The sequence below is a fragment of the Sorangium sp. So ce394 genome, assembly GCF_051474665.1.
Lineage (GTDB): Bacteria > Myxococcota_A > Polyangia > Polyangiales > Polyangiaceae > Sorangium > Sorangium cellulosum_D.
Genome location: NZ_CP150339.1, coordinates 10128127 through 10151389 on the forward strand (window position 1 = coordinate 10128127; position 23263 = coordinate 10151389).

15 protein-coding genes are annotated in these 23263 nt (G+C 73.7%); 8 read left to right on the forward strand and 7 right to left on the reverse strand.

All coding sequences use genetic code 11. The features are described from left to right. Positions 1–269 precede the first annotated feature (269 nt). The 4 genes from WMF33_RS37460 to WMF33_RS37475 all read right to left on the reverse strand — a co-directional run bounded on the left by WMF33_RS37460 (position 270) and on the right by WMF33_RS37475 (position 6918). Positions 270–2504 (reverse strand): family 1 glycosylhydrolase, encoded by a 2235-nt coding sequence (locus tag WMF33_RS37460; RefSeq protein ID WP_437333090.1) that lies wholly within the window; start codon positions 2502–2504, stop codon positions 270–272. After that, the gene (gene glf, locus WMF33_RS37465; protein WP_437333091.1) at positions 2501–3622 is read right to left on the reverse strand and encodes a UDP-galactopyranose mutase; all 1122 of its coding nucleotides are present in this window, start codon (positions 3620–3622) and stop codon (positions 2501–2503) included. The genes WMF33_RS37460 and glf overlap by 4 nt, the downstream gene beginning before the upstream one ends. Positions 3623–3625: 3 nt before the next feature. Further along, positions 3626–4765: a glycosyltransferase gene (locus tag WMF33_RS37470; protein ID WP_437333092.1), complete on the reverse strand. Its 1140-nt coding sequence runs from the start codon at positions 4763–4765 to the stop codon at positions 3626–3628. Positions 4766–5004: 239 nt separating this feature from the next. Further along, on the reverse strand, positions 5005–6918 hold the full coding sequence (locus WMF33_RS37475; RefSeq protein WP_437333093.1) for a glycoside hydrolase family 2 protein: 1914 nt from the start codon (positions 6916–6918) through the stop codon (positions 5005–5007). A gap of 463 nt (positions 6919–7381) precedes the next feature. Between WMF33_RS37475 and clsB the strand changes: the two genes are divergently transcribed. From clsB to WMF33_RS37490, 3 genes are all read left to right on the forward strand, one after another. Continuing rightward, a complete protein-coding gene (clsB, locus tag WMF33_RS37480; RefSeq protein WP_437333094.1) occupies positions 7382–8530 on the forward strand; it encodes a cardiolipin synthase ClsB in 1149 nt (382 codons plus the stop codon). An 86-nt stretch (positions 8531–8616) separates the two neighbouring features. Beyond that, positions 8617–9456 carry an AAA family ATPase gene (locus WMF33_RS37485; RefSeq protein ID WP_437333095.1) on the forward strand — a complete coding sequence of 280 codons (840 nt, stop codon included), beginning with the start codon at positions 8617–8619 and terminating at the stop codon, positions 9454–9456. A 2-nt stretch (positions 9457–9458) separates the two neighbouring features. Beyond that, positions 9459–10652: a vWA domain-containing protein gene (locus tag WMF33_RS37490; RefSeq protein ID WP_437333096.1), complete on the forward strand. Its 1194-nt coding sequence runs from the start codon at positions 9459–9461 to the stop codon at positions 10650–10652. A 30-nt stretch (positions 10653–10682) separates the two neighbouring features. Here the strand turns inward: WMF33_RS37490 and WMF33_RS37495 are convergent, their stop codons facing one another. From WMF33_RS37495 to WMF33_RS37505, 3 genes are all read right to left on the reverse strand, one after another. Beyond that, positions 10683–11558: a Uma2 family endonuclease gene (locus WMF33_RS37495; protein ID WP_437339556.1), complete on the reverse strand. Its 876-nt coding sequence runs from the start codon at positions 11556–11558 to the stop codon at positions 10683–10685. Positions 11559–11684: 126 nt separating this feature from the next. Continuing rightward, positions 11685–12374, reverse strand: a complete 690-nt coding sequence (locus WMF33_RS37500; protein ID WP_061624161.1) for a sensor histidine kinase — start codon at positions 12372–12374, stop codon at positions 11685–11687. A gap of 108 nt (positions 12375–12482) precedes the next feature. Next, a complete protein-coding gene (locus tag WMF33_RS37505) occupies positions 12483–15449 on the reverse strand; it encodes a TIGR03960 family B12-binding radical SAM protein (RefSeq protein ID WP_437333097.1) in 2967 nt (988 codons plus the stop codon). Between the two features lie 147 nt (positions 15450–15596). Between WMF33_RS37505 and WMF33_RS37510 the strand changes: the two genes are divergently transcribed. The 5 genes from WMF33_RS37510 (at position 15597) to WMF33_RS37530 (ending at position 23164) form a co-directional block, all read left to right on the forward strand. Beyond that, positions 15597–15938: a hypothetical protein gene (locus WMF33_RS37510; RefSeq protein ID WP_020739604.1), complete on the forward strand. Its 342-nt coding sequence runs from the start codon at positions 15597–15599 to the stop codon at positions 15936–15938. Positions 15939–16181: 243 nt separating this feature from the next. Beyond that, positions 16182–17240, forward strand: coding sequence for a YihY/virulence factor BrkB family protein (locus WMF33_RS37515; protein ID WP_437333098.1), 1059 nt, complete (start codon positions 16182–16184; stop codon positions 17238–17240). A 193-nt stretch (positions 17241–17433) separates the two neighbouring features. After that, the gene (locus WMF33_RS37520) at positions 17434–19434 is read left to right on the forward strand and encodes an ATP-binding protein (RefSeq protein ID WP_437333099.1); all 2001 of its coding nucleotides are present in this window, start codon (positions 17434–17436) and stop codon (positions 19432–19434) included. Next, positions 19431–21662 (forward strand): ATP-binding protein, encoded by a 2232-nt coding sequence (locus WMF33_RS37525; protein WP_437333100.1) that lies wholly within the window; start codon positions 19431–19433, stop codon positions 21660–21662. Before WMF33_RS37520 ends, WMF33_RS37525 begins: the two co-directional genes overlap by 4 nt. Positions 21663–22126: 464 nt before the next feature. Continuing rightward, on the forward strand, positions 22127–23164 hold the full coding sequence (locus WMF33_RS37530) for an RNA polymerase subunit sigma-70 (RefSeq protein WP_437333101.1): 1038 nt from the start codon (positions 22127–22129) through the stop codon (positions 23162–23164). Positions 23165–23263 lie beyond the last annotated feature (99 nt).

Below are 23263 nucleotides of genomic sequence, written 5' to 3' on the forward strand. Positions count from 1 at the left end.
GAGTCGTCTGTCATCACGAGACGCCCGGCACACGAGCGCCACCGAGAGCTGAAGGCGATCGTGGCGGCAGAGCAAGCTCATCCGTAACGCCGCGCACCGATCGATGGCTGTCGAGCGCTGGACACGCGCTCACCGCGCGGGAGGACGCGGAAAGCCCATTACCGGCTTCTCACGATCCGACCCAGGGTGGTCGTGGACACGATTCCGAATTCTCCCGACGACCAACGGCGCCTGTCACCGACCGCGGGATCCCGATCTTTCGTCCCGGCTCAAGCGGCCTGGCGGCCGAGCTGGGCTTCGGCCACGGTCGACAGGTATCGCGCGAGCGCGTCGTCGAGCGCAGGGAGCAGGAGCCCCCGCTGGCTGCCCAGGGCGCTGTACCGCGGGCGCGGCGCGACGAAGCCGAGCGCGCTGCCCGGGCAGCGGACGAGGAGCGCCGCGGTGAGGCGCGCCAGCGCGGCGCTCCGAGCGGCGAGCTCAGCCCAGGTCACCGCGTCGCGGTTCGCCAGATGCCAGAGGCCGCCCTCGCCGTCGATCAGGAGATCCAGGGTCGCGTCGACGAGGTCGGGTGTGTAGGTCGGCGTCACGATCAGGTCCTCGGCCGCGCTGAACGGGCGGCCGTCGCGGAACGCGCGCAGGGCGGCGGCGACGAAATGAGCCTCGTCCCACGGGTCGATGAAGGCCGCCGTGCGCACCACCAGCGCCGTCGGAAGGATAGAGAGCACCTGTCGCTCGGCAGCGGCCTTGCTCCGCCCGTACGCGCTCAGCGGCCGCGCCGGGTCGGTCTCCACATAGGGTGTCGTGCCCGTGCCGTCGAAGACCTGATCGGAGGAGAACGTGACGAGCCGGACGCCGCGCTCGCGGCACACCGCCGCGAGCACCGCGGGCCCGGAGGCGTTCTCGCGCGCGCAGCGGTGAGGCTCGAGCTCGGCGTCGTCCACGCGCGCATAGCCCGCGGTGTTGACGACCGCCCACGGCGCGTGGCGCTCGAGGGCGCGCTCGACCGAGGCGGGATCGGCGATGTCCATCTCGGCGCGGCTCAGCATGCGGTGCGGCAGCCCGCGGCGGGCGCACAGGCGCGCAAACGCCCTGCCGAGCATGCCCGCGGCGCCGGCGATCACGATCGGCGGCCCCTCGGGCTGCGCCGCGGGGCCGCCGGTCGGCTCGACGCGCCCCGCGACGTCGCGCCCCTCCACGCCGACCGCCGGATAGAGCAGCCGCTCCGGGCGGCGCCACCACCCGGGCGTCGAGAGCACCGGGTGGAAGAAGGGCTCCCCGCGCGCGAGCGCCCGGACGAGCCCGGCGAGCGCGGTCGGACGCGGCGCCTCGCCGCGGACGTCGAAGACGCCCGGCTCGTAGCGCCCACGCGCGCTCACCACGAGGCTGTCCCAGTCGAACGAGCCGAGCAGCGCCCACGCGGTCACCGCCCGCACGTCCGCGCCCGCCCCGCGCGCGGCCACAGCCGCGCGGTACGCCTCGGCCAGCCAGCGGAGCTGCTCCTCGCGCGAGCCGCCCAGGTGCGCCTCCGTGATCGCGACGGGCCGGCGGTAACGCTCCCAGACCTCCAGGAGGCGCGGGAGATGCCCGCCCATGCCTCCGGCGAGCACGCGGATGGCCTCGACGTCGGCGTAGGCGTGCCGGCCGTTGCCGCCATGCGCCCACGGCGGATAGCGGTCGAGGCGCTCGTCGATGAACCGCTCGCTCGTGATGTAGTAATTGACGCCGAGGATGTCCGGCGGACACGGCGACGCGACGAGCGCCTCGAGCTCGCCTTCGGACACGCCCCACTCGAGGAGCTGGGGATAAAACGGGTGATCCCGGTCCACCCGCCCCATGAGCAAATCGAAGCTCAACCACCTGCGGTGATTCTCGTGCTGCGCCTGGTACGCGAGCAGCGGCGTGCTGAACGTCCGCCCGAGATCCTCGGTCTGCACGAGGCGCGCGCGCGGGTTGACCTCGCGGACGGCGCGCATGGCCGCGGCGACCGCGCGGCACTGCGTGAGGAGCGCGCGGATGAAGGCGCGGCCGTCCTGCCCGTGCGGGTACCAGTGGCCATAGAGGCCGGAGAAGCGCGCCGTGGTGAGCGGCTCGTTCACCGGCGTGTAGTCCTCGACCCACGGGTAGCGCTCGGCCACCGCGCGCGCGAAGCGCGCGAGCCCCTCGACGAAGCTCGGGTCGAGGAGGCTCGTCCGGGGAGGCCCGCTGCCATGGTGGACGAGCCCCACGATCGGACGCACGCCGAGGTCGCGCAGCCTCCCGAGGCGCGCGTCGGCCCACGCGAAGCGCGCGAGGCCGTCCGGCGCCGTGCGCTCCCACAGCACGGGATACCGCAGCGCCCGGATCCCGAGCTCGGCGAAGCGGTCGAGGTCGTCGAGCCGGTGCGCGTGGCCGTTCCGATCGAGCTGATCGTGGTACGCGTCGCGGACACGGTTCACCGTGCACTCGACGCCGCCCCAGATCTCGATCGCCGGCTCGCCGCAATCGTCAGCGCCCGACCCGATCACGCCGCCTCCGCGAGGGGCCGAGTGCCAGGCGCGCCCGTCAGCTTCGCGTAGAGGGTGAGGGCCTGGGCGACGACCTGATCCATGTTGTAGTAGCGGTACGTGCCGAGCCGGCCGGCGAAGTGGACGCCGCACGTCGACCGGGCGAGCTCCTCGTACTTCCGGTAGAGCGCCGCGTTCTCCGGCCGCGGCACGGGGTAGTACGGGTCGCCGTCGCCCTTCGGGAACTCGTAGACGATCGTGGTCCTCGGGTGCGCCTGGCCGGTGAGGTACTTGAACTCGGTGACCCGGGTGTAGCTGTACTCGTTCGGGTAGTTGATGACCGGCGCCGCCTGGTACACCTCCTGGTCCTTGGTCTCGAACTTGAATTCGAGCGAGCGGTAGGGCAGCTTCCCGAAGCGGTAGTCGAAATAGGCGTCGACCGGGCCTGTATAGATGACCTCGCGGTGCGGGACGACAGCGCAGATCTCGCGGTAATCCGTGTTGAGCAGGATCTTGATGCCCGGGTGGTCGACCATCCGCTCGAACATCCGCGTGAACCCGTGGAGCGGCATCGCCTGGTAGGTGTCGGCGAAGTAGCGGTCGTCCCGGTTCGTTCGCACGGGGACGCGCGCCGTCACCGAGGCGTCGAGCTCCGACGGGTCGAGCCCCCATTGCTTGCGCGTGTAGCTGCGGAAGAATTTCTCGTAGAGCTCGCGCCCCACCTTGCTGACGATCACGTCCTCCGAGGTGCGGATGCGCTCGCGCCGCTCGGCCCTCGAGGCGAGGAAGCCCTCGACCTCCAGCGCGTTGAGGCTCAGGCCGTAGAGGCCGTTGATCGTGTCGAGGTTGATCGGGATGGGCAGGAGCTGCCCGTCGACCCAGGCGCGCACGCGGTGCTGGTAAGGGCGCCACTCGGTGAACCGCGACAGGTAATCGAAGACCTCCCGCGAGTTCGTGTGGAAGATGTGCGGTCCGTACCTGTGCACGAGGACGCCGGCGGCGTCGTAATGGTCGTACGCATTCCCGCCGATATGCATGCGCACGTCGCAGAGCAGCACCTTCTTGCCCGCGCCGCGGGCGAGCCGCTCGGCGAGGACGCACCCGGCGAAGCCTGCGCCGACGATGAGGTAATCGAACATGGCTCACCTCGCCGCCGCGGCGAGGCCGCGGCGCTCCAGGGCGCCCTCGAGGAGCCGCTCCATCCTGGCCCAGGTGGCGTCCCACGAGCGCTGCCCGAGGACGTCGTCCACGCGCGCGAGCATCGCGCCGCGCTCCTCGGCGAGGGCCGCCTCCACGGCGGCGACGAAGTCGCGGGGCGCGTCCGCGATGCGCACCAGCCCGAGCTCGCCGTAGGGCTGCACCACGTCGCGGATCGACGTCGAGACGACGGGCCTGCCGCCGGCCAGGTACTCCGGCGTCTTCGTGGGGCTGATGAACCGCGTGGCCTCGTTCCGGGCGAAGGGCAGGAGCGCCACGTCCCAGCCCCCGAGATACGCGGGCAGGTCTTCATACCGCTTCTGCCCGAGGACATGGATGTTCGGCGCGCGGGGCAGCGTCGCCGGGTCGATCTTGACCACGGGCCCCACAAGCACGATCTGCCAGGCCGGCCGCAGCGCGGCCACGGCGGCGAGGAGCTCGAGGTCCATGCGCTCGTCGAGGACGCCGAAGAAGCCCAGGCGCGGCCTCGGGATCGCGGCCTGGTCCTCGGGATCGGCGCGGGAAGCGGCCCGCGCGCGGGCGAAGTGCGCGACGTCGACGCTGCTCGGGAACGCGTGCACGCGCGGGTGCAGCGCGCGCTTCGCCTCGTAGAGGCTCGCGCCGCCGGCGAAGACCAGATCGGCGCGGCGCAGGAGCTCGGCCTCGCGCTCCTTGAGCGCCGGGGGCGCCCCGGCGAACGCCGAGAGCTCGTCCATGCAATCGTAGACGGTCGCCGCGGGCGCGAGGTGCCGAGAGAAAGACAGCGCCACCGGCGTGTAATACCAGAGCACGCAGTCGCTGATCGCGTGGCGCCTCATCATGCCGTCGAGGAGCTCGCGTTGCATGGCAGAGGCCCGGGAGGGCTCGGCGCCGGAGGGCAGGTGCGGAGTCGCGACGCAGAGGCCCTGGTGCTGGGTCGCCGTCTCCTCGAGGCGCGGGGGCCCGCCGTCGAACAACGGCTCTTCGAAGAAGAAGACCCTGCGCCGCCGCGCGCAGCGCGTGAGCAGGTGCTGCGGCCTCTGAAACACGAAGCTGAAGCGCAGGTGCGAAAAGCAGATCACGTCCGGCTGCGGTCTCGCGCTCATCGATCCCTCCCGCTCGATCTCGCTGTGCACCTGGGTCGCATCCCGGGCTTCGGACAAGCGCTATTCAAGGAGCATGCCCGGAATCGCGCCGCGGCGCGGCGTCAGCGCTCCTCGCGCGGAGCCGCCGCGCGAGGGCGTGTCCATGTCGAGGAACAGGCTCGGAAACCCAATGAATCTGGACGAGACCGGAGTCGGCTGACGCGCGGCAGCGCTCCAGGCCGGCCGGCGCCCCGGCGCGGCTAACCGCCGTCCTCGACCAGGGGATCGACCACGCCCTCTTGCCGAGGTCCCTCGCGTCCTCGGAGCTCCAGGCAATCGGGCTGCAGGTGCCCGGCGACGCGGCCGCGCGTCGCGGCGGCGATCTCGTGGAGCGGGAACTTCGGGGTTCGATCCGCGTAGAGAAGCCCGTTCGCCTCCTGGTACGTGTCGGCGAACTGTGTGTAACAGAAGCCGCTGAGCAGCTCGACCGAGCGCACGGCCGCGAGCAAGCTCTCGTAGGCTCGGGCGAACGACCTCGGCTCGTTGTAGAGCGAATAGCCCCAGATACCCGAGGTGCCCTGCCGGAGCGCGATCCCGCCGAACTCCGACAGGACGATCGGGAGGTCGCTCGCCCCGCGGTGGCCGTCGAGCACGAGGAGGCGCCCGCCGGGGCGCTCGCGCTGGAACAGCCGGGGCCGGACCTCCTCGGCGTGGTAGCGCCGCGCGATCCGCTCCGCGTCGGCGTCGTAGTCGTGGATCCCGATGATGTCGGTCGCGACGCTCTCCCAGCCGTCGTTGCCGACCACGGGGCGGGTCGAGTCGAGCGTCTTGGTGAGGTGGTAGAGCGCCTCGACCCAGTGGCGCTCCCGGGCGTTGTCCGGCAGGTTCGGCACGCCCCAGGACTCGTTGAACGGCACCCACGCCATGACGCAGGGGTGGCTGTAATCGCGCTCGATCACGTCGGCCCACTCCCGCGTGAGGCGCTCGACCGACTGCGAGGTGAAGCGGTAGGCGCTCGGCATCTCCTCCCAGACCAGGAGGCCGAGCGTATCCGCCCAGTAGAGGTAGCGCGGGTCCTCGATCTTCTGGTGCTTGCGCACGCCGTTGAAGCCCATGGCGCGCGCGAGCTCCACGTCGCGCCGGAGCGCGTGGTCGTCCGGCGGCGTCATCCCGGTCCCGGGCCAGTAGCCCTGATCCAGCACCATCCGGAGCGGGAGCGGCCTCCCGTTGAGCACGACGCGATCGCCCTGGATCGCGATCGAGCGCAGCGCCGTGTAGCTCCGGACGCGGTCGAGCACCTCTCCGTCGTGGCCGAGGAGCTCGATCTCGGCCTGGATCAGGATGGGGCACTCGGGGCTCCACAGGAGGTGGTTCCGGAAGTCGTCGATCCCCGGATCGGAGAGCGCGATGCGCCGGTGCGCCTCGCCGGCGACGACGGCGTAGGTGTCGTCGGCGAGCAGCGCGTCGTCGCTGTGGAGCCGAACCCTGAGGCGCAGGTCGTCGCGCCGCTCGCCAGCGATCCTCACGTAGCAGTCGATCTCCCATCGGGTGAGGCTCGACGCCCAGCGCACCGCCCCGATCGACGTCCTCGGCACGCGCTCCATCCAGACGGTCTGCCAGATGCCGGTCGTGCGCGGATACCAGATCGAGTGCGGCTCGCGCTGCCAGTCCTGCTTGCCGCGCGGCTTCGCCAGGTCGGCGGGGTCGTCCTCGGCGCGGACGACGATCTCCTTTGCCCCTGGCCCGCCGAGGACGTCGGTGATGTCGACGCTGAACGGCGTGTAACCGCCGACGTGGCGCGCGACCACGCACCCTTCTACCCAGACGGTGGCCTCGTAGTCGACGGCGCCGAAGTGCAGGACCAGCCGCTCGCCGTCGCGGAGCTCGGGCGCCTCGAACGTCCGCCGGTAGAAGCAGGCGCAATAGAACCCCGTCTCCCCGACCCCGCTCTGCTCCGTCTCCGGCGAGAACGGGACGTCGATGACGCGATCCCAGACGACCTCGGCGGGCCTCCTCCACCTCGCCTGCGGATCGAGCGCGAACGCCCATGTCCCGTTCAGGGAGGTCCACCCGGCGCGCCGGAGCTGCGGCCTCGGATATCCGTGCTCGCGGCCGCCCGCGCTCGACAGCTCGTCCTCCGCGGCGTGTCGCCCCTTCGCTCGCCTCGGTGTCATCGCGTGACGTCCCCTCCCAGCGCGCGAGCCGCCGGACCGAACCGCGGAGTCTCAGCGCTCCTCGCCAGGCGCTGGATGATGCCCGTGCGCCCGGCGCAAGTCCAACCGCTCCTCTCAAATAGGCCCGTTGCACCGCCCGGCCTGTCCCCCCGTCGACTTTCCTGTTCACGCCAACCTCCCTTCTCTCAACACGCTCACTCGGCCCGCTCGTCACCACGGTAGGCCCGAGGAGGGGGCGTGCGTCGCGCGGTGTTGAGGATGGGCCGATGTCTGAGCCTGGCCATCGCTCCTCCGGCTCTGCCGGAGGAGCGATGGCCAGGCGAGTTCGGCGGGGCCCCAACACCGCGCGACGCACGCCCCCTCCTCGGGCCGGGCCGCCCGGATCGACGATCGGGCCGATGCCGCCCCCTCACCCGCGCTACCATCCCGCCGCCTCACCCCGAGCAGCCCGGCCCCTCGCTGCATGTCCTCACCCCCTCCCGCGTCCACCGCGCCCGCCTTCGCCGAGATGACCGTCGGCGCCCACCGGCTCGCGCTCCTCAAGGACGGCGCCCAGACCTACCCGGCCATGCTCGAGGCCATCGCCCGAGCCCAGCGCACGATCTGCCTCGAGACGTACATCCTGCGGGACGATCGCACCGGCCGGCGCTTCGCCGAGGCGCTCATGGCGCGGGCGGCGGCGGGCGTCGAGGTGAGCGTGCTCTTCGATGCCTGGGGCTCGTCCGTCTCGTCGTCGTTCCTCGACGGGCTCCGCCGCGCCGGCGTCCGTCCCCTCGCCTTCCGCCCCCTCGAGCTCTCGGCCCCCTTCGGGAAGGTGGCCCGCCGCGACCACCGCAAGGCGCTCATCGTCGACGGCACCGTCGCCTTCACCGGCGGCCTCAACATCTCCGACGACTACGCCGCCCCGGAGGACGGCGGCGCCGGCTGGCGCGACACCCACCTCCGCATCGAGGGCCCCGCCGCGGCCGAGCTCCAGTACTTCTTCCTGCGCACCTGGCAGCGCGCCGGCGGCGGCCCCATCGACGATCAGCGCTACGGCTACGCCGAGCGCAGGCCCGACCCCGCCGTCCAGATCATCAGCAACGACCTCCCCCGCCGCAGGCACCGCCACGGCATCCGCGAGGCCTACCGGCACGCCATCGAGCGCGCCCGACGCCGGATCTTCATCACCAACGCCTACTTCCTGCCGCCGCTCCGGGTCATCCACGCGCTCTCCGCCGCCGCGCGCCGCGGGGTCGACGTCAGGATCATGGTCGCCGGCACCACCGACGTGCCCGCGGTCCTGCTCGCGTCGCGCACCATCTACGGCCACCTCCTCGACGCCGGCGCCCGCATGCTCGAGTGGCGCGGCCGCGTCCTGCACGCCAAGACCGCGGTCATCGACGGCGTCTGGTCCACCGTCGGCTCCACCAACCTCGACAGCCAGTCGCTCCGCATGAACCTCGAGGCGAACGCCGTCATCTCGCACCGCGGGTTCGCCGGCGCCCTGGAGCGGATGTTCGCCGACGACGTCGCCCACTGCCGCGAGATCACCGTCGCGCACTGGGCCCGGCGCCCGCTCTGGGAGCGGGCGGCCTCGTGGACAGCCTACCTCGCGCGCGACTGGCTCTGACCCCGGCGCGCTCGAACGACGTCGCTCGACGTTTCGCCCGAGCCCGCGCGCACCGCCGCGCTCGCCGTCGGGTGCTACCGTTCGGTATGTCCGACTTCCGCCGCTTCCGCGGCACCGAACGCTACCTCACCAACGAAGCGCTCGAGGCCGCCGTCAACTGCGCGCTGGTCCTGGAGCGGCCGCTCCTCGTCAAGGGAGAGCCCGGCACCGGCAAGACGCTGCTCGCCGAGGCCATCGCGCAGAGCCTGTCCGCCGAGCTCATCCCCTGGCACGTCAAGAGCACCACGCGGGCGCAGGACGGGCTCTACGTCTACGACACCGTGCAGCGGCTCTACGACGCGCGCTTCGGCGACGGCGACGTGCGCGACATCCGCCGCTACATCAAGCTCGGCCCCCTCGGGAGGGCGTTCAGCGCCGACAGGCGCGTCGTGCTCCTCATCGACGAGGTCGACAAGGCCGATCTCGAGTTCCCGAACGACCTCCTCCACGAGCTCGATCGGATGCGCTTCCGCGTCGCCGAGACCGGGGACGAGATCGTCGCCCGCGAGCGGCCCGTCGTGATCATCACCAGCAACAACGAGAAGGAGCTGCCGGACGCCTTCCTGCGCCGCTGCGTCTTCCACTTCATCGATTTCCCGGAGCCGGAGCTCATGCGGGACATCGTCCGCGTCCACCACCCCGAGCTCGATCGGACGCTGGCCGATCAGGCGATGCAGGTCTTCTACGAGATCCGGAAGAACACCCGGATCCGGAAGCGACCCTCGACGAGCGAGCTCATCGACTGGATCGCCGTGCTGCGCAAGGCGGGCGTGGGCGAGGTGAAGCTCGACAAAACGCTGCCGTTCCTCGGCGCGCTGCTCAAGAAGGAGCAGGACCTCGCGGCCATGGCCGATCAGCTGGCCGGCGGCAGGCGGTACCGGTCGTAGCGATGTTCGTCGAGTTCCTCTACGAGCTCCGGGCCCGCAAGGTCCCGGTCGGCGCCCAGGAGGCGATCGGCCTCGCGCGCGCGCTCGCCGCGGGCCTCCACGAGAGCTCGCTCGACGGCTTCTACCACGTCGCGCGGGCGCTCCTCGTCCACTCCGAGGCGCACCTCGACGACTTCGACCTCGCGTTCGCCCAGCACTTCCGCGGCGTGCACGTCGAGGCCAAGGCGATCGCGGAGGAGCTCCTCTCGTGGCTCCGGGATCCGGTGAAGATGCGCGCCCTCTCCGAGGAGGAGAAGGCGACGATCGAGGAGCTCGACCTCGAGGAGGTGCTCCGGCGCTTCGAGGAGCGCCTCCGCGAGCAGCGGGAGCGCCACGACGGGGGGAACCGGTGGATCGGGACCGGCGGCACGTCGCCGTTCGGCCGCGGCGGGTTCAACCCGAGCGGCATCCAGGTCGGCGGCTCCGCGGGCGGGCGGAGCGGCGCGATGCAGAACGCCGACGCGCGCCGCTACCGGCCTTACCGCAGCGACGTCACGCTCGACGTGCGCCAGATCGAGGTGGCGCTGCGCAAGCTGCGCGCCTTCGCGCGCGAGGGCGGCGAGCGCGAGCTCGACGTCGAGGCGACGATCGACGCGACGGCCAGGAACGCGGGCGAGATCGAGATCGTCACGCGGCCCCCGCGCCGGCCGAACACGCGCGTGATCCTGATGATGGACGTGGGCGGCTCGATGGATCCCAACGCCGCGCTCGTGTCGCAGCTGTTCAGCGCGGCGAAGCGCGCGACGCACTGGAAGGAGCTGCGGAGCTACTACTTCCACAACTGCGTCTACGAGAAGGTCTACAAGACCGAGGGGCTGCAGGAGCCCGTGCCGGTGCGCGAGCTCCTCCGCGAGTGCGGCAAGCAGCACAAGCTCGTGATGGTCGGGGACGCGTCGATGGCGCCGTACGAGCTGCTCGGCTCGTCGGGCTACGGCGGCACATCGCCCGACGCCGACGCGCGGCTGCCCGGCGTCGCCTGGCTGATGATGCTCCGCGAGCATTTCGACCGCGCCGTGTGGCTGAACCCCGACGGGATCGGCCCGTACCCCCACCCGACCGTCGACGCGATCAAGGGCATCTTCCCGATGTTCGCGCTCACGCTCGAGGGCCTGGGAGAGGCCGTCTCCGAGCTCGTCCGCGGCCGCGGCCGCGGTTGAGCCGGCGCGGCGCGCGGTCGACGGGGCGCGTCAGCGGGGCGCGCGCCTGAACACCTCCGCCGTGGTCGACGCGACGAGGGCGCGGTCGAGCCAGCCATCGAGCTCGCGCTCGCTCCTGCACGACGCGATCTTCGCCGCCGCCGACTTCGTGAGCCGCAGCCCTCGCCGATCGAGGACGCGCCGCAGCGCATCGCGCTTGCCCTCGAGGATCCCTTCCTCGCGCCCCTCCTCGCGCCCCTCCTCGCGCCCCTCTTCGCGCCCCTCCTCGCGCCCCTCTTCGCGCCCCGCTTCGCGCCCCTCTTCGCGCCCTGCAGCGAGCACGGCGTCGAGGTCCTCGTAGCCGCGCCGCTGGAGCAGGTTGGTCAGCGTGGCCTTCTCCGCCTCGCTGCGATCGTAGAGCGCCTCGACCGGGAACGAGTTCTTCAGGATGCCCGGCGCGCTCAGCGTCTGCCCGGGGAGCACGACCCGCACCTTCCGTCGGGGCTCATGCACCTCGACCCGCCGTGGGCCGTTGAGGCGCACCACCCACACGAGCTTCGTGCCGGCCGCGAGCAGGTCGTCGATCTTCTCCGTGAGCTCCGCCTCGTCCTGCCCCACGTCGGCGTACTCGATGGCGAGCTCCGGCACTCCCTTCACCCAGCCGGGCCGGTCGGGCACGTTCCCCACCGCCACGTCCGGCGCCCGGAGGGTGCCCGGCCCCAGGGCATAACCCGTGTCCACGCCAGCCTCCTTGACCGCCGGGTCCCACCCGACGACCGAGCTGCCCAGGTGGTTCGGCCCGGAGCCTCGCCCGCCCGTGGGGGCGCAGTACACAGGGTGGCCATTCGACAGCTCGTACGGTGCGCCCGAGCGGAGGTGCTCCGGCCGAAACGGGCCGCGTTCCGCCGGACGGCGCTTGGCCTGCATGGACATGAGAGGACGATAGCATGCGGGCGGCGCGACCCGGCGGGCGGCGCGACCCGGTGGGCGGCGCGACCCGGCGGCGGCGCTCCCGGCCATGGGTCCAGCGACGGGCCCGGCCGGCGCGCCCGGCTACTGGCTCGGCAGCCACATGCGGAACGCCGTGCCCGTGCACCGGCCCGTCGTCGCCGTGATCTCGCCGCCGTGCGCCTCGATGATGACCCGGCTCAGCGCGAGCCCGAGGCCGGTCCCCTTCACCTTGGCGGTCACGAGCGGCTCGAACAGGTGGTCGACCACGCAGGGGTGGACGCCAGGGCCGTTGTCCTCGACCTCGAGGTACGTGCGCTCGTCGCCTCGCCACGCGCGCGTGACGATCGAGCCGCCAGGGGCGTTGTCGAGCGCCTCGATGGCGTTGAGGTAGAGGTTCGAGAAGACGCGCTCGAGCAGGATGGGGTCGCACTGGAGCGTGAGGTCGGCCGGCGCGACGGCGACCTCGAAGCGGACCGCCGTGGGCAGCACCAGCGCGTGCCGGGCGCTCTCGATGAGCTTGCCGACGTGCGCCGGCTCGCGCCGCAGCGGCTCGCCGCGCGCCAGCCCGAGGACGCTGCCGATGACCTCGTGCGCCTTGCGGATCTCGCACGTCACCCGGTCGAGGTGGCGCAGCAGGCGGGGCCGATCGTCGAGGTCGCGCTGCGCCAGGTAGAGCGACGACTCCGCGACCGCGAGGGCGTTGCGCAGCTCATGGGCGACGCTCGCACCAACCGCTCCCGCCGCGGCGAGGCGCGCGGCGCAGCATTCGGTCTCGTGACCCTCTTTTGCCATAAAGCGGACCGCAGCGTAGCCGATCCGCGGGCGATCGCCCGCGCGCTCCGCGGGCGACGCGATGACGTCACCCGGAGGATCTTTGCGGTGCGACCGTCCCGGGCTGGCTCACTCGGCGTCCGCGGCGAGCGCGATGGACGGCGCCGGCTCCGGGGCCGACTTGACGCGGCGCGCCCGCTCGAGGTCGAAGAGCGAGAAGCGCTCGCCCGCGGCGGAGCCCGACGGCGCGGCGCGGCCGAACAGCTGAAGCCGCACGGCGCGGTGCGGCGGCGGCGCGATCGCGCCCGGCGCCCCCCCGGGCTCGCCCGCGATCACCGCCGCGACCTCGGAGGATTTCACCGCGCCCGAGCCGCGGATGTCGACCTCGACCTCCAGGGCGACGAGATCGCCGACGAGCCCCGCGCGCGCGAGCGCCGAGAGCACGTCGGGCCCGCCCACCTCGGCCCGCACGAGGTACTGGCGCACGTCGACCATCTTCGCGATCCGCTCGATCTCCCGGCGGATCGGGAGCGACGCGGCCGAGAGGGCGGCGCTGCAGCGGGCCGCGAGGACCGCCTCGGCGTCGGCGCCGATCGCCGAGCGCGCGAACGCGAGCGCGTAGCGCGCGCCGGCGATCAGCTTGCTCAGGGCGGGGTCTTCCGGGCCGAGCTTCACGGCGCCGCGGAACGCGAGCCCGCGGGGGCTCGCGGCCGACATCGAGGCGACGAGCGCCTCGAGCGCGGCCGGGTCGAGGTCGCGCTCGAGGCGGAGGTCGACGTACTCGTCGAGGCTGATGACGCCGAGCGAGAGCGCCGGCGAGAACGTCATGTCGGGCTTCGGGTGGAAGCCCGCGGTGTAGGTCATCGGCGCGCCGACGCGCCTGAGCACGCGCGGCAGCTCGCGCACGACGTCCAGGTGGCCGAGCAGCGCCATCGGGCCGGTCTTCTCGAAGCGGAAGCGGTAACGGAAGCCGCCGCGCCCCTTCGGCGCGGGCGCGCGCGGGGGCGCCGCGGCCTCGGCGCGCGGGGGCGCCGCGGCCTCGGCGCGCGGGGGCGCCGCGACCTCGGCGCGGGCCGGATCCTCGGGCGACGGCGCGGCGTCTGCCGGCAGCGAGGCGGCCGCGCCGGTGAGCACCGGCAGCGAGCGCTTGTGGGCGCCGAGCCGGTCGAGGAAGGTCAGCCGCTCCTCGCGCATCTGCGTCATGTCGCAGGCGACGCCGCAGTCGTAGCAGACGAGCCGCCGCGTATCGGCCCTGGCGTCCTCGAGGTTCGTGTGGTGCACGAACGTGCCGGCGACCTTGCCGCACGGCGGGCTGAGGCGGCTCTGGAGCGCCTTCCTGTACTCCTTCGCGAGGAAGCCCTCCTCGAGGCCGACGTCGATGTGATCCCAGGGCAGCCGCGCCGTCACCGGGAGGGTGCCGAGGTACCTCGCCCGGTCGACGCCGAAGTGCGCGAACGCCTCCTCCCACACGGACAGCTTGAGCTGATCGTCCCACGAGTCGAAGCGGGCGCCGCTCCGCCACGCCCGCTCGAGGACGTCGGCGAGGGGGCGGTCGCCGCGGGCGAAGATCCCCTCGAGGACGCTGGCGTGGGCCTCGTGCGTCTTCAGCGTGACGGCGCGGTAGGGCCGCACCGTGTCCTTGAGCAGCTGCTGCTTGCGCCCGACCTCGGCGAGCGTGTCCATCGCCGCCCACTGGAACGGGGTGTGCGGCTTCGGCACGTGGGTCGAGACGCTGACGGTCACGTCGACCGGCTTGCCCTTGCCGGCCGCTTTCCGCCCGGCGCCGGCCGCGCGGGCGCCCGTCTCGACGATGCCGCGCACGTCCTCGTCGGTCTCGGTCGGGAGGCCGATCATGAAGTAGAGCTTCATCTTGCCCCAGCCGCGGCTGAACACGCGCTCGGCCGTCTCGAGGAGCTGCTCCTCCGTGACGTTCTTGTTCACGACGTCGCGCATCCTCTGGGTCCCCGCCTCGGGCGCGAAGGTGAGGCCCGTGGCGCGCACGCGCTTGAGCTCGTCGAGGAGGTCGGGCTCGAGCCCGTAGGCGCGCAGCGACGAGACGCCGAGCGAGATGCGCTCCTTCGTGAGGCGATCGGTGACCTTCTTGACGAGCGGCGAGATGCACGAGACGTCGGCCGTCGACAGCGCCGTGAGCGAGACCTCGTCCTGGCCGGACTTCTGCACCGCGCGCATCACGGTGTCGACGATCTGCTCGGGATCGCGCTCGCGGACCGGGCGGTAGATCATGCCGGCCTGGCAGAAGCGGCACCCCTCGGTGCAGCCGCGCGCGATCTCGATCGACATGCGGTCGAAGATGGCCTCGGGGCCGCCGGTGGGGCTCTCGTCGGGGAACGGGTACTGGTTCAGGTCGACGAGGGCGCGCTCGACGGGGAACGGGATGCCGTCGACGAGCGGGCGGTCGACGACGACGAGGCCGGTGTCGGGGTCGAGCCGGGTCGCGTAGAGCGAGGGCACGTACACCGCGCCGAGGCGCGCGATCGCGATGAGCCGCTCGCGCCGCGGCACGCCCTCTCGCTTGAGCCGGGTCCACGTGAGGGCCACCTCGGTCGCCTTCTCCTCGCCGTCGCCGATGACGAGGGCGTCGAGGAAGGGGGCGATCGGCTCCGGGTGGGTCGCCGTCGGGCCGCCCGCGATGACGATCGGGTCGTCCTCGCCGCGGTCCTCCGCGCGCAGGGGGACGCCGCCGAGGTGCAGCATCGTGAGGATGTTGGAGTAGGTGAGCTCGAACTGCAGGGAGAAACCCACGACGTCGAAGTCCCGGAGCGGCCGCGCGGACTCGAGCGAGACGAGCGGCAGCCCGCGCTTCACGAGCTGCGCCTCCATGTCGACCCACGGCGCATAGCAGCGCTCGGCGAGCGTGCGCGGGTCGTCGTTCAGGAGCTTGTAGAGGATCTTGAAGCCGAGGTGGCTCATCCCGATGTCGTAGACGTCGGGGAAGGCGAGGCAGACGCGCGCCTCGACCGACGCCCAGTCCTTCACGACCGAGCCGACCTCGCCGCCCGCGTAGCGCGCGGGCTTCTCGACCTGATCGAGGAAGGAGGCGTACGGGTGGTCGGCGAGCAGGGGGAGGCTGTCCATGGCGCCCCGGCGCGTAGCATGGCCGGCGCGTGGCGGCACCCGCGGGCCCCGGGCTCCGGGCGCCCGCCCGCTGTCGCGGCCGGCGGCGGCGCCGGGTCGCCGCGGGCCCGGAGCGGCGCGGCGGCCCGCTTGGGCTATGCTCACCCCGTGCGCGAGCGGGATGCCCACCACGTGGAGATCGATCGGCAGCGGCACGTCGAGTACCGCGATCCCAGCGAGTTCGACCGGATCGCCTTCGCGATGCGCGCGCTGGACCGCCTCCGGCCGAAGCGGATGACCGTCGCCGTCTACCCGGCCATCGCCGCGCTCCGCGTCGAGCGCGGGAGCAACCTGCAGCGCGGCGAGGGGGGCTCGTGGGCGATCGTCGGCATCCCGCCGCACGCGAGCCGCGAGCACATCGCCTACGCCCTCGCCGAGCTCGCCGGCGTCGAGTCGGTGCCCTATGCGGTGCAGAGCCTCCTCGCGGCCGACAGGAACGCCGACGCCTAGGCGCGCCGACACGATCGCCGAGGCCTGAGCGCGGCCCGCGTCTGCGCTCGCGCCGCGCGATCGTGACGCGCCCGTCACGCGATCCAGCGTGTGGGACTGCCCCGCACGGACACCGCCGCCCTGCGTCCTCGACGCGCGCCTTCGGCTGCGCCGCCGGAAGTTGCCGCTGTCCCGAGATCGCCGCGCCCCTCCCGCGCGGCGGATGGTATTGCGCCCCGCACCCGGGAGAGCGACGCTGCGCCCGTGCCATCAGCGATCCGGCGACACATCGAGCGCCACCGCGCCGCGAAGGCGGTGTGGAGCGTCATCGTCAGCCTGGACCGCCACAACGGGCCGCGGGCCGCGAGCGCGATGGCCTTCGACGCGTTCCTCAGCCTGATCCCCCTCGCCGCCTTCGCCGGCTACGTGCTCAGCCGGACCAAGGAGTGGTCGGACCTCGTGGCGCAGCCGCTCCTCAAGGCCGCGCCCCCGGAGGTCGCGAACCTCGTCTCCGAGGAGCTCTTCCGGCTCTCGCAGTCGTCGGCGGTCGCCCCCATCAGCATCACCGGCTTCCTCTGGATCACGTCCTCCGGGCTCTCGACCGCCATGGGCGTGTTCGACACCATCTACAACACGCGCGAGCGCCCCTGGTACGTCCGCAGGGCGATCGCGGCGGCGTGCGTCATGGCCAGCCTGGCCGTGGTGCCCGTGGTCGCCGGCGTCGGCGTGCTGATCGGCTCGCTCTCCGGCTCGATCGGCGCCCGCATCGTCGCCTTCGCCCTCCCGGCCGGGCTCGTCACCTGCATGGTGGCCGCGTTCTTCAGGCTCTCGATCCAGCGCCCGAACATCGAGCGGCGCCGGGTCTTCCCGGGCGCGGTGCTCACCGTGGTGCTCTGGTCGGTCGTCTCGACCCTGTTCTCGCTCTACGTCGCCACGCTCGGCCGCTACGCCACGTTCTACGGGAGCCTCGCGACCGTCGCGATCTTCCTGTTCTGGCTGTGGCTCCTGGCCCTGGCGCTGCTCATCGGCGGCGAGCTGAACGCGCGCCTGGAGCGCGAGCGCGCCGGGGTGCAGTCGATCCCGCCGCCCGGCAAGTGGAGCGCGCTGCAGCTCTCCGAGCTGGCCCAGCTCTCCGACCCTGCCCTGAGCCCCACCCCGCTGCCCCAGAGCGCCACGCCGCTGCCCCAGAGCGCGACGCTGCCCCAGGGCGCGGCGCTCCCCCGCGGCGCCGCGGCGCAGCGCCGCGACGCCCAGGGCGAGGCGGACGAAGGCGAAGAGCGCGGCGCCCCGAGCTCGCCGCCCGCGCGGCGGGCCGCGGGGTAGCGGGCCCGCCGCCCCCGGCGGCCGCGCGCTGAAGGACGGACGGCCGCCGCCCGACGGCTCGGCTCGGCACGGGCGGTGAAAGCTCCGCCGATCGTTCGCCGCTCGGCGCTCACTCGGCGCGCATTCGCCCGGTGGGTGCGCGCACTTCGCGCAGGGGGATGTCGAGGGCGGGCGTGAGGGGGAGCAGTCGAGCGTGCACGCGCACTACGGAGCGGGGGGTGACGGGGGCGGCAGCCGGCGCCCCGCGCCTCCCAAAGGGGACGCCGGGCTGTACTTTCTGGGAGCGCTGCACGAGCTCGTCGCCATCGGCCTGCACCGCCCGGCCCTCGACGCGCTCTGCGCAGGGCAGCGCGACATCGCCGATCCCCCCATCGACCGCGCCTACCTGATCAAGATCCTCGACGAGGAGATCTCCCGCCAGTTCGGGCACCCGCTCCGGCCGCTCATCGAGCTCGTGCTCAACGCCGCCGACGCGGCCCGCGCGCCGCAGCCGCTCGTCGACGTCGCCGTCATCGACGGGCGCGTCGACGTCAGCGACACCGGCGCCGGCATGGGGCTCCGGGCAATCCTCTCACGGCTGCTCATCCCGTTCGCGACAGACAAGCGGCCCGGCATCGATCTGGGCCGGTTCGGGGTCGGGTTCTTCTCGGTGCTCGGCCTGGGGCTGTCGGACCCGGAGGGCTTCAGCCTGCACCTCACCACCGGCGACGGCATCGAGGGGTGGGCGATCCGCGTCGTGGCCTGGCCCAGCCTGGGCGACGCGGGGGTCGCGCCCGAGCTCGCCCCCGACGAGCCCGAGCGCGCCCGCGGCCGCGCTTCGCCCGAGCTCACCGCCGCGCTGATGTGCTCGGTGCGCCGGATCGCGCCGCTGCTCGGCACGCGCGTGCGCGTCACGTCGTCGCTGCTCGAGGCGTGCGCGGTCCGCGCTTACCTGCGCGACGCGCTCCACTTCTTCCCCGCGAGCCGCGCCCTCGTGCTGCTCGACGGCGCGGCCGTGAACGACGGCCGGCTGATCTCGGGCGGGCGGCTCGTCGAGGAGCGCATCGCGGCCGCGCCGGCCGACGGCGCGGACGACCCCCCCGCGGCGAGCGGCCCGCGCCCCGCCGCGGCGAGCGGCCCGCGCCCCGCCGCGGCGAGCGGCCCGCGCCCCACCGCGGCGAGCGGCCCGCCCGCAGAGGAGGCGCGCGCCCGCCTCGCGGAGGGGCGCGACGGCGCGCTCGTCGCGCGCTTCCACGTCGGCGGGCGGGCGCTGCTCCCGAGCATCTCGGCGGCCACCTTCCACGCCGGGGTCAAGGTCGAGGCGTGCCTGGCCCTGGCCGAGCTCGCGCTCATCGACTTTCCGGCCGCCGTGGAGCTGACCGAGGGGCGCGACGCGCTCAAGGTCGGGCCGGCGTTCACCGCGGCCGCGACGGCGTTCTACCGGCGGCTCATCCAGATCGCCGCGGAGGGCGGCGAGGGCCGGCGCGCGCGCGACCGGCTCGCCGAGATGGCCGCGCAGATCAGCGCGCTCATGCTGCAGTCCGCGGGCTGGGACGAGGTGGCCCTCGAGCTCGCGCGCGCCCTGCTCGGCCCGGGGCGCTGCATGGTGAACCCCGAGCGGCGCGAGGCGCTGCTCGGGTTCCTCGGGCCGAGCGTGGCCGATCGGCTCTTCGTGCCCGAGAGCTTCTGGGCCGAGCGCGAGTGGCAGCCCCACCTGCCCGGCGAGCGCGAGCTCCTCGAGGACGAGCTCGAGTTCGACCCGCCGGAGACGCTCGCGGCCCTGGCGCGGCGCCGCGGCGATCTCGCCGGGCTGCCGCTGCTCGTCGCGCGCGCGGTGAGCCCGCACACGACCATGGTCGCCCTCTGCCGGGGCCGGCTCCAGGCGAGCGGCGGCGGGGGCGCCGCGGCGCGCCGGGCGCCGGGCGCGCTCCCGTCCCCGGGCGCGCTCCCGTCCCCGGACGCGCCGTCGCGGCGCCCGGCGGGCCCGCTGCCGTGCCTCGGCACGCGCCGGCTCCTGCTCATCCGCGACGACAGCGCGGCGGTGCGGCGGCCCGCGGGCTGGTGCGACCGCTACGCGCTGCGGGCCGCCTTCGACCGGGCCTCCGGGGTGCGCGAGGCCGATCTCGAGCGCGATCTCATCGTCGGCGAACCCGTGGACGGGGCGGCCTGCGCCGCGCTCCGGCCCGGCGAAAGGACGTCCGGAGGCGATCCATGACCCAGATCTCGTACGGGCTTTTCTCGGAGCTGCTCCTCGTGCGGATCCACGGGCGCGCGGAGGCGTACCTCCAGGCGAGCAGCGCGGAGCGCCTCGCGCTCGTCGCCGCCTGCCGCGGCGAGGCCACGGTGCCCGACCTCGCGCAGCGCATCCTCTCGCGCACCATCTACGCGCAGGCGTCGTCGCGGATCGGCCCGCTCCGCGAGCTGCTCCAGAACGCGCTCGACGCCTCGCCGCCCGGCGCCCGCATCGACGTCCGCTCGACCGAGGACGGGCGCGAGATCTCGGTCGCCGACCAGGGCCGCGGCATGAGCCGGACCGAGCTCCTCGCCGACCTGCTCGTCCCCTTCCGGAGCGGCAAGGCGGGCGAGCCCGACGCGATCGGCGAGCACGGGATCGGCTTCTTCTCGGCGCTGGAGATCGCGCCCTGGATCGAGGTGGTCACGGCGACGCCCTCGGGCGGGCACCGGCTGCTCGTGGCGCCGCTCGGCGCGGGGCCGCCCTACGACGACTTCTCGTGGACGCTCCTGTCCTTGCCCCGCTCCTCGGCCGCGCCGCCGCCCGGCCTCGCGGGCGCCGCCGCGCCGCCGCGCCGGTCGACGACGGGCACCTCGGTGCGGCTCTCGCTCGCGCAGCCGATCTCGCGGCCGGCGCTCGCCGCCGAGGTGGCCTCGGCGGTGGGGCTCGTCGACCCGGCCGTCGCGCGGATCTACGTCGACGGCACGCTCGTCAACACGGCGCGGGCGCGCCTCCGCCGCGCCGCCGAGGTGCCGCTCCGGCTCCCGCCGTCGGGCGAGCTCTGCGGCGCGCTCGAGCTCCTCGTGGGCCGGGGCGAGGGCGTCGAGCCGCAGCTCACGATCACTCAGAAGGGGCTCACGGTGGCGGCGCGGATCGACCCCTTCCCCGGCCCCGAGCTCGGGCTGCACCGGGAGCTCGCGCGCGCGATCACGGCGGCCGGCTTCGGCCTCGTCGCGGAGCTGCCGCTCGCGGTGCCGCTCAACAAGGGCCGCTCGGCGGTCGCGGCGAGCGCGTCCACGGCCGTCGAGGCGGCGCTCGTCGCCGCGTTCGAGCGCTTCATCCTGCGCGACGCCCTGTACGACCGCGAGCTGCTGCGCGCGGTGGATCACCGGCTCTCGTCGGTGCTCGACCGGCTCGTGCAGGCGGCGCTGCTCGGCGAGAGCGTCACGATCGCCTCCGCCCAGGCGGTGGACGAGCTCGATCCGGGCGCGCGCACCCCCACGGTGGCGGCCCCCGAGCAGGTCATCCGGTTCGCGAGCGGGCTGCTCGACGCGCCGCTCTTCCGGTCGATCGTGGTCGACGCCGGCCCGCGGCCCCCGGGGGCGGCGCTGTCCCCGCTGCTCGGCCAGCTCCACGCCCGGAGCGCGCCGCTCACGCTGCGCGAGCTGCTCAAGGCGCACCGGGACGGCGTGCTCCGCCCGCTCGAGGCCTCCCCGCCGGGGCCCGGGCGGAGCGCCGCCCGCGCGCCGCTCGGCGGCGCCGCGGCGCCCGAGGCTGCCGGGCGGGAGGCGCCCGGGGCGCGGCCGGGCGAGCTCGTGTACCTCGCGATCGACGAGCCGCTCGCGCAGGCGTTCTGGCGGCGGCTCGCGACCGAGGGCGCGGCCTCGCCGCCGCTCGCCGAGGCCGCCGCGGCGGCGCCGCAGCGGGCGGCGAGCGCGGCGCCGTGCCCGATGCCCCGCACCTCGCGCGACGCGCTCCTCTCGATCGCGGCCGAGGTGCCCGGCGTCCGCGCCGTGGCCGCGGCCATGACGGTCATCGAGCGGCTCGAGGCGGCGATCTCGGAGGCGGCGGACCTGCCGACGTCGCCGATCTGGGTGCACCAGGATCTCTACGGCCCCGACGAGATGGCGCACACCGACGGGAGCGGGATCAGCGTGAACCTCGCCTCGTCGCGGGTGCGGACGCTGCTCACGGCGGTGCTCCTGCGGGACGACGCGGTCGCGTTCACGGCGCTCACCGATCTGCTGCTCCACGAGAAGACGCACGTCTCGCTGGCGAGCTACGTCCCGCGCCCGACGGCCGAGCACGGCACGAGCTTCTACCGCCGCAAGGACTGGATGCGCCGCCGCCTGCTCGCCGCGATCGCGAGCGGCGCGGTCGCCGACCCGATGCGCTGGCTCGCGGTGGCGCGGCGCGGCCTCGCGAGCGCGGCGCTCCCGGCGCCGGCGGAGCTGTCGCGCGCGTTCCAGTCGGCCGCGGCGGCGGCGTGAGGGGCGGGCGGGGCGGCGCGTGCGCGGGAGAGGCGTTCAGCGCGAGCCGAGGGGTGTCCGGCGGCGCCGGGGTGAATTGAAATTCAAACAGGAGGCTGTCCGGAGCCTCGGGGGTGAATTGAAATTCAAACAGGAGGCTGTCCGGAGCCTCGGGGGTGAATTGAAATTCAAACAGGAGGCTGTCCGGAGCCTCGCGGTGAATTGAAATTCAAACCGGCGCCTGTCCGGAGCCTCGCGGTACGTCAAAATTCAAACCGGCGCCTACCCAGCGCCTCAGGGGTGAATTGAATTTCAAACCGGCGCCTGCGACAGGCGGCCGGAGCGCGGAGCGGGTCGGAACGTCGCATCGCTCTCAGCCTCGATGCCCACCCTGACCCTGATGGTTCCCGTCATCATGGGCGTCCGGAGCCTCTGCGCTCGCCCCCGGCGCTGGCGCTCCCCGGGGCGGTCGCTATAGACAGCGCATGAGCGACCACGACCCCGCGCCGGCGCCGCTCGGCGGGGCCGAGAAGCCCGGCGCCGCGCCCGCCGGCGACCGCGAGGCCTTCGAGCGCCTGGCCGCCGAGCTCGGCCCGCAGCTGCGCCTGCATTGCTATCGCATCCTGGGCTCGCTGCACGACGCCGAAGACGCGCTGCAAGAGGGGTTCGTGCGGGCGTGGCGGGCGTTCGACGGCTTCGAGGGGCGCGGCACGCGCAAGGCGTGGCTCTACAAGATCGTGACCAACGTCTGCCTCGACCTGGCCTCCCGGCGCAAGCCGCGGGCGCTCTTGCCCGAGGCGAGCGGGCCTTCCGACCCGACGGCGCCGCCTTTGCCGCCCTCGCCCGAGCCCTGGTGGCTCGAGCCCTGCCCTGAAGCCTGGTCGGTCGAAGAGGCGGTCGGGCCCGAGGCCCGCTTGAGCCGGCGCGAGGGCGTGGCGCTCGCGTTTCTCGCGGCCATTCAGCTCTTGCCGCCGCGGCAGCGCGCGGTGCTGCTCCTGCGCGACGTGCTCGGCTGGTCGGCCGAGGAGACCGCGTCGCTGCTCGACGTGACGACCTCGGCGGCCAATAGCCTGCTTTCGCGCGCCCGGGCGACGCTCGAGGCCGAGGCCCCGCTCGCGCGCGAGGCGCCCTGGCAGCCGCCCGAGGGCGAGGCGGCCGAGCTGCTCGCGCGCTACGTGCGAGCCTGGGAGGCCAACGATCTGACGCTGCTCGCGGCCGTGTTGCGCGAGGACGCCTTCTTGACCATGCCGCCCACGCCGACCTGGTACGCGGGGCGCGACGCCATCGTGAGCTTCGCCGCGCACAAGTCTTGCGGCGCGGCGGGCCGGCTGCGCCTTCTGCCCGTGCGCGCCAACGGGGCGCCGGCCTTCGTGGCCTACCGGCGCGAAGACGACGGCGCCTTCCGCCCGTTGCTGCTCCAGGTGCCGTCGCTCTCGCGCGGGGCGGTGGCGGCCATCTACACCTTCTTGTTGCCGGCGGGCGCCTTCGAGCGCTACGGCGCGCCGGCGCGGCTACCCGGCTGAGGGGCGGGCACCTCGAACACCCCCGCCTCGCCGGGGTCCTCGGCACAGGCCCTGGGGCGCGCGGAGGGCTCGAAAAAAAAGTCTCGGGCGACCGAGCAG

Excerpts from the sequence above, each read along its gene's own strand:
- WMF33_RS37530 (WP_437333101.1), top strand. The coding sequence starts at position 22,127 with ATGAGCGACCACGACCCCGCGCCGGCGCCGCTCGGCGGGGCCGAGAAG.
- WMF33_RS37525 (WP_437333100.1), top strand. The coding sequence starts at position 19,431 with ATGACCCAGATCTCGTACGGGCTTTTCTCGGAGCTGCTCCTCGTGCGG.
- WMF33_RS37490 (WP_437333096.1), top strand. The coding sequence starts at position 9,459 with ATGTTCGTCGAGTTCCTCTACGAGCTCCGGGCCCGCAAGGTCCCGGTC.
- WMF33_RS37495 (WP_437339556.1), bottom strand. The coding sequence starts at position 11,558 with ATGCAGGCCAAGCGCCGTCCGGCGGAACGCGGCCCGTTTCGGCCGGAG.
- WMF33_RS37475 (WP_437333093.1), bottom strand. The coding sequence starts at position 6,918 with ATGACACCGAGGCGAGCGAAGGGGCGACACGCCGCGGAGGACGAGCTG.
- WMF33_RS37485 (WP_437333095.1), top strand. The coding sequence starts at position 8,617 with ATGTCCGACTTCCGCCGCTTCCGCGGCACCGAACGCTACCTCACCAAC.
- WMF33_RS37500 (WP_061624161.1), bottom strand. The coding sequence starts at position 12,374 with ATGGCAAAAGAGGGTCACGAGACCGAATGCTGCGCCGCGCGCCTCGCC.
- clsB (WP_437333094.1), top strand. The coding sequence starts at position 7,382 with ATGTCCTCACCCCCTCCCGCGTCCACCGCGCCCGCCTTCGCCGAGATG.
- WMF33_RS37470 (WP_437333092.1), bottom strand. The coding sequence starts at position 4,765 with ATGAGCGCGAGACCGCAGCCGGACGTGATCTGCTTTTCGCACCTGCGC.
- glf (WP_437333091.1), bottom strand. The coding sequence starts at position 3,622 with ATGTTCGATTACCTCATCGTCGGCGCAGGCTTCGCCGGGTGCGTCCTC.
- WMF33_RS37505 (WP_437333097.1), bottom strand. The coding sequence starts at position 15,449 with ATGGACAGCCTCCCCCTGCTCGCCGACCACCCGTACGCCTCCTTCCTC.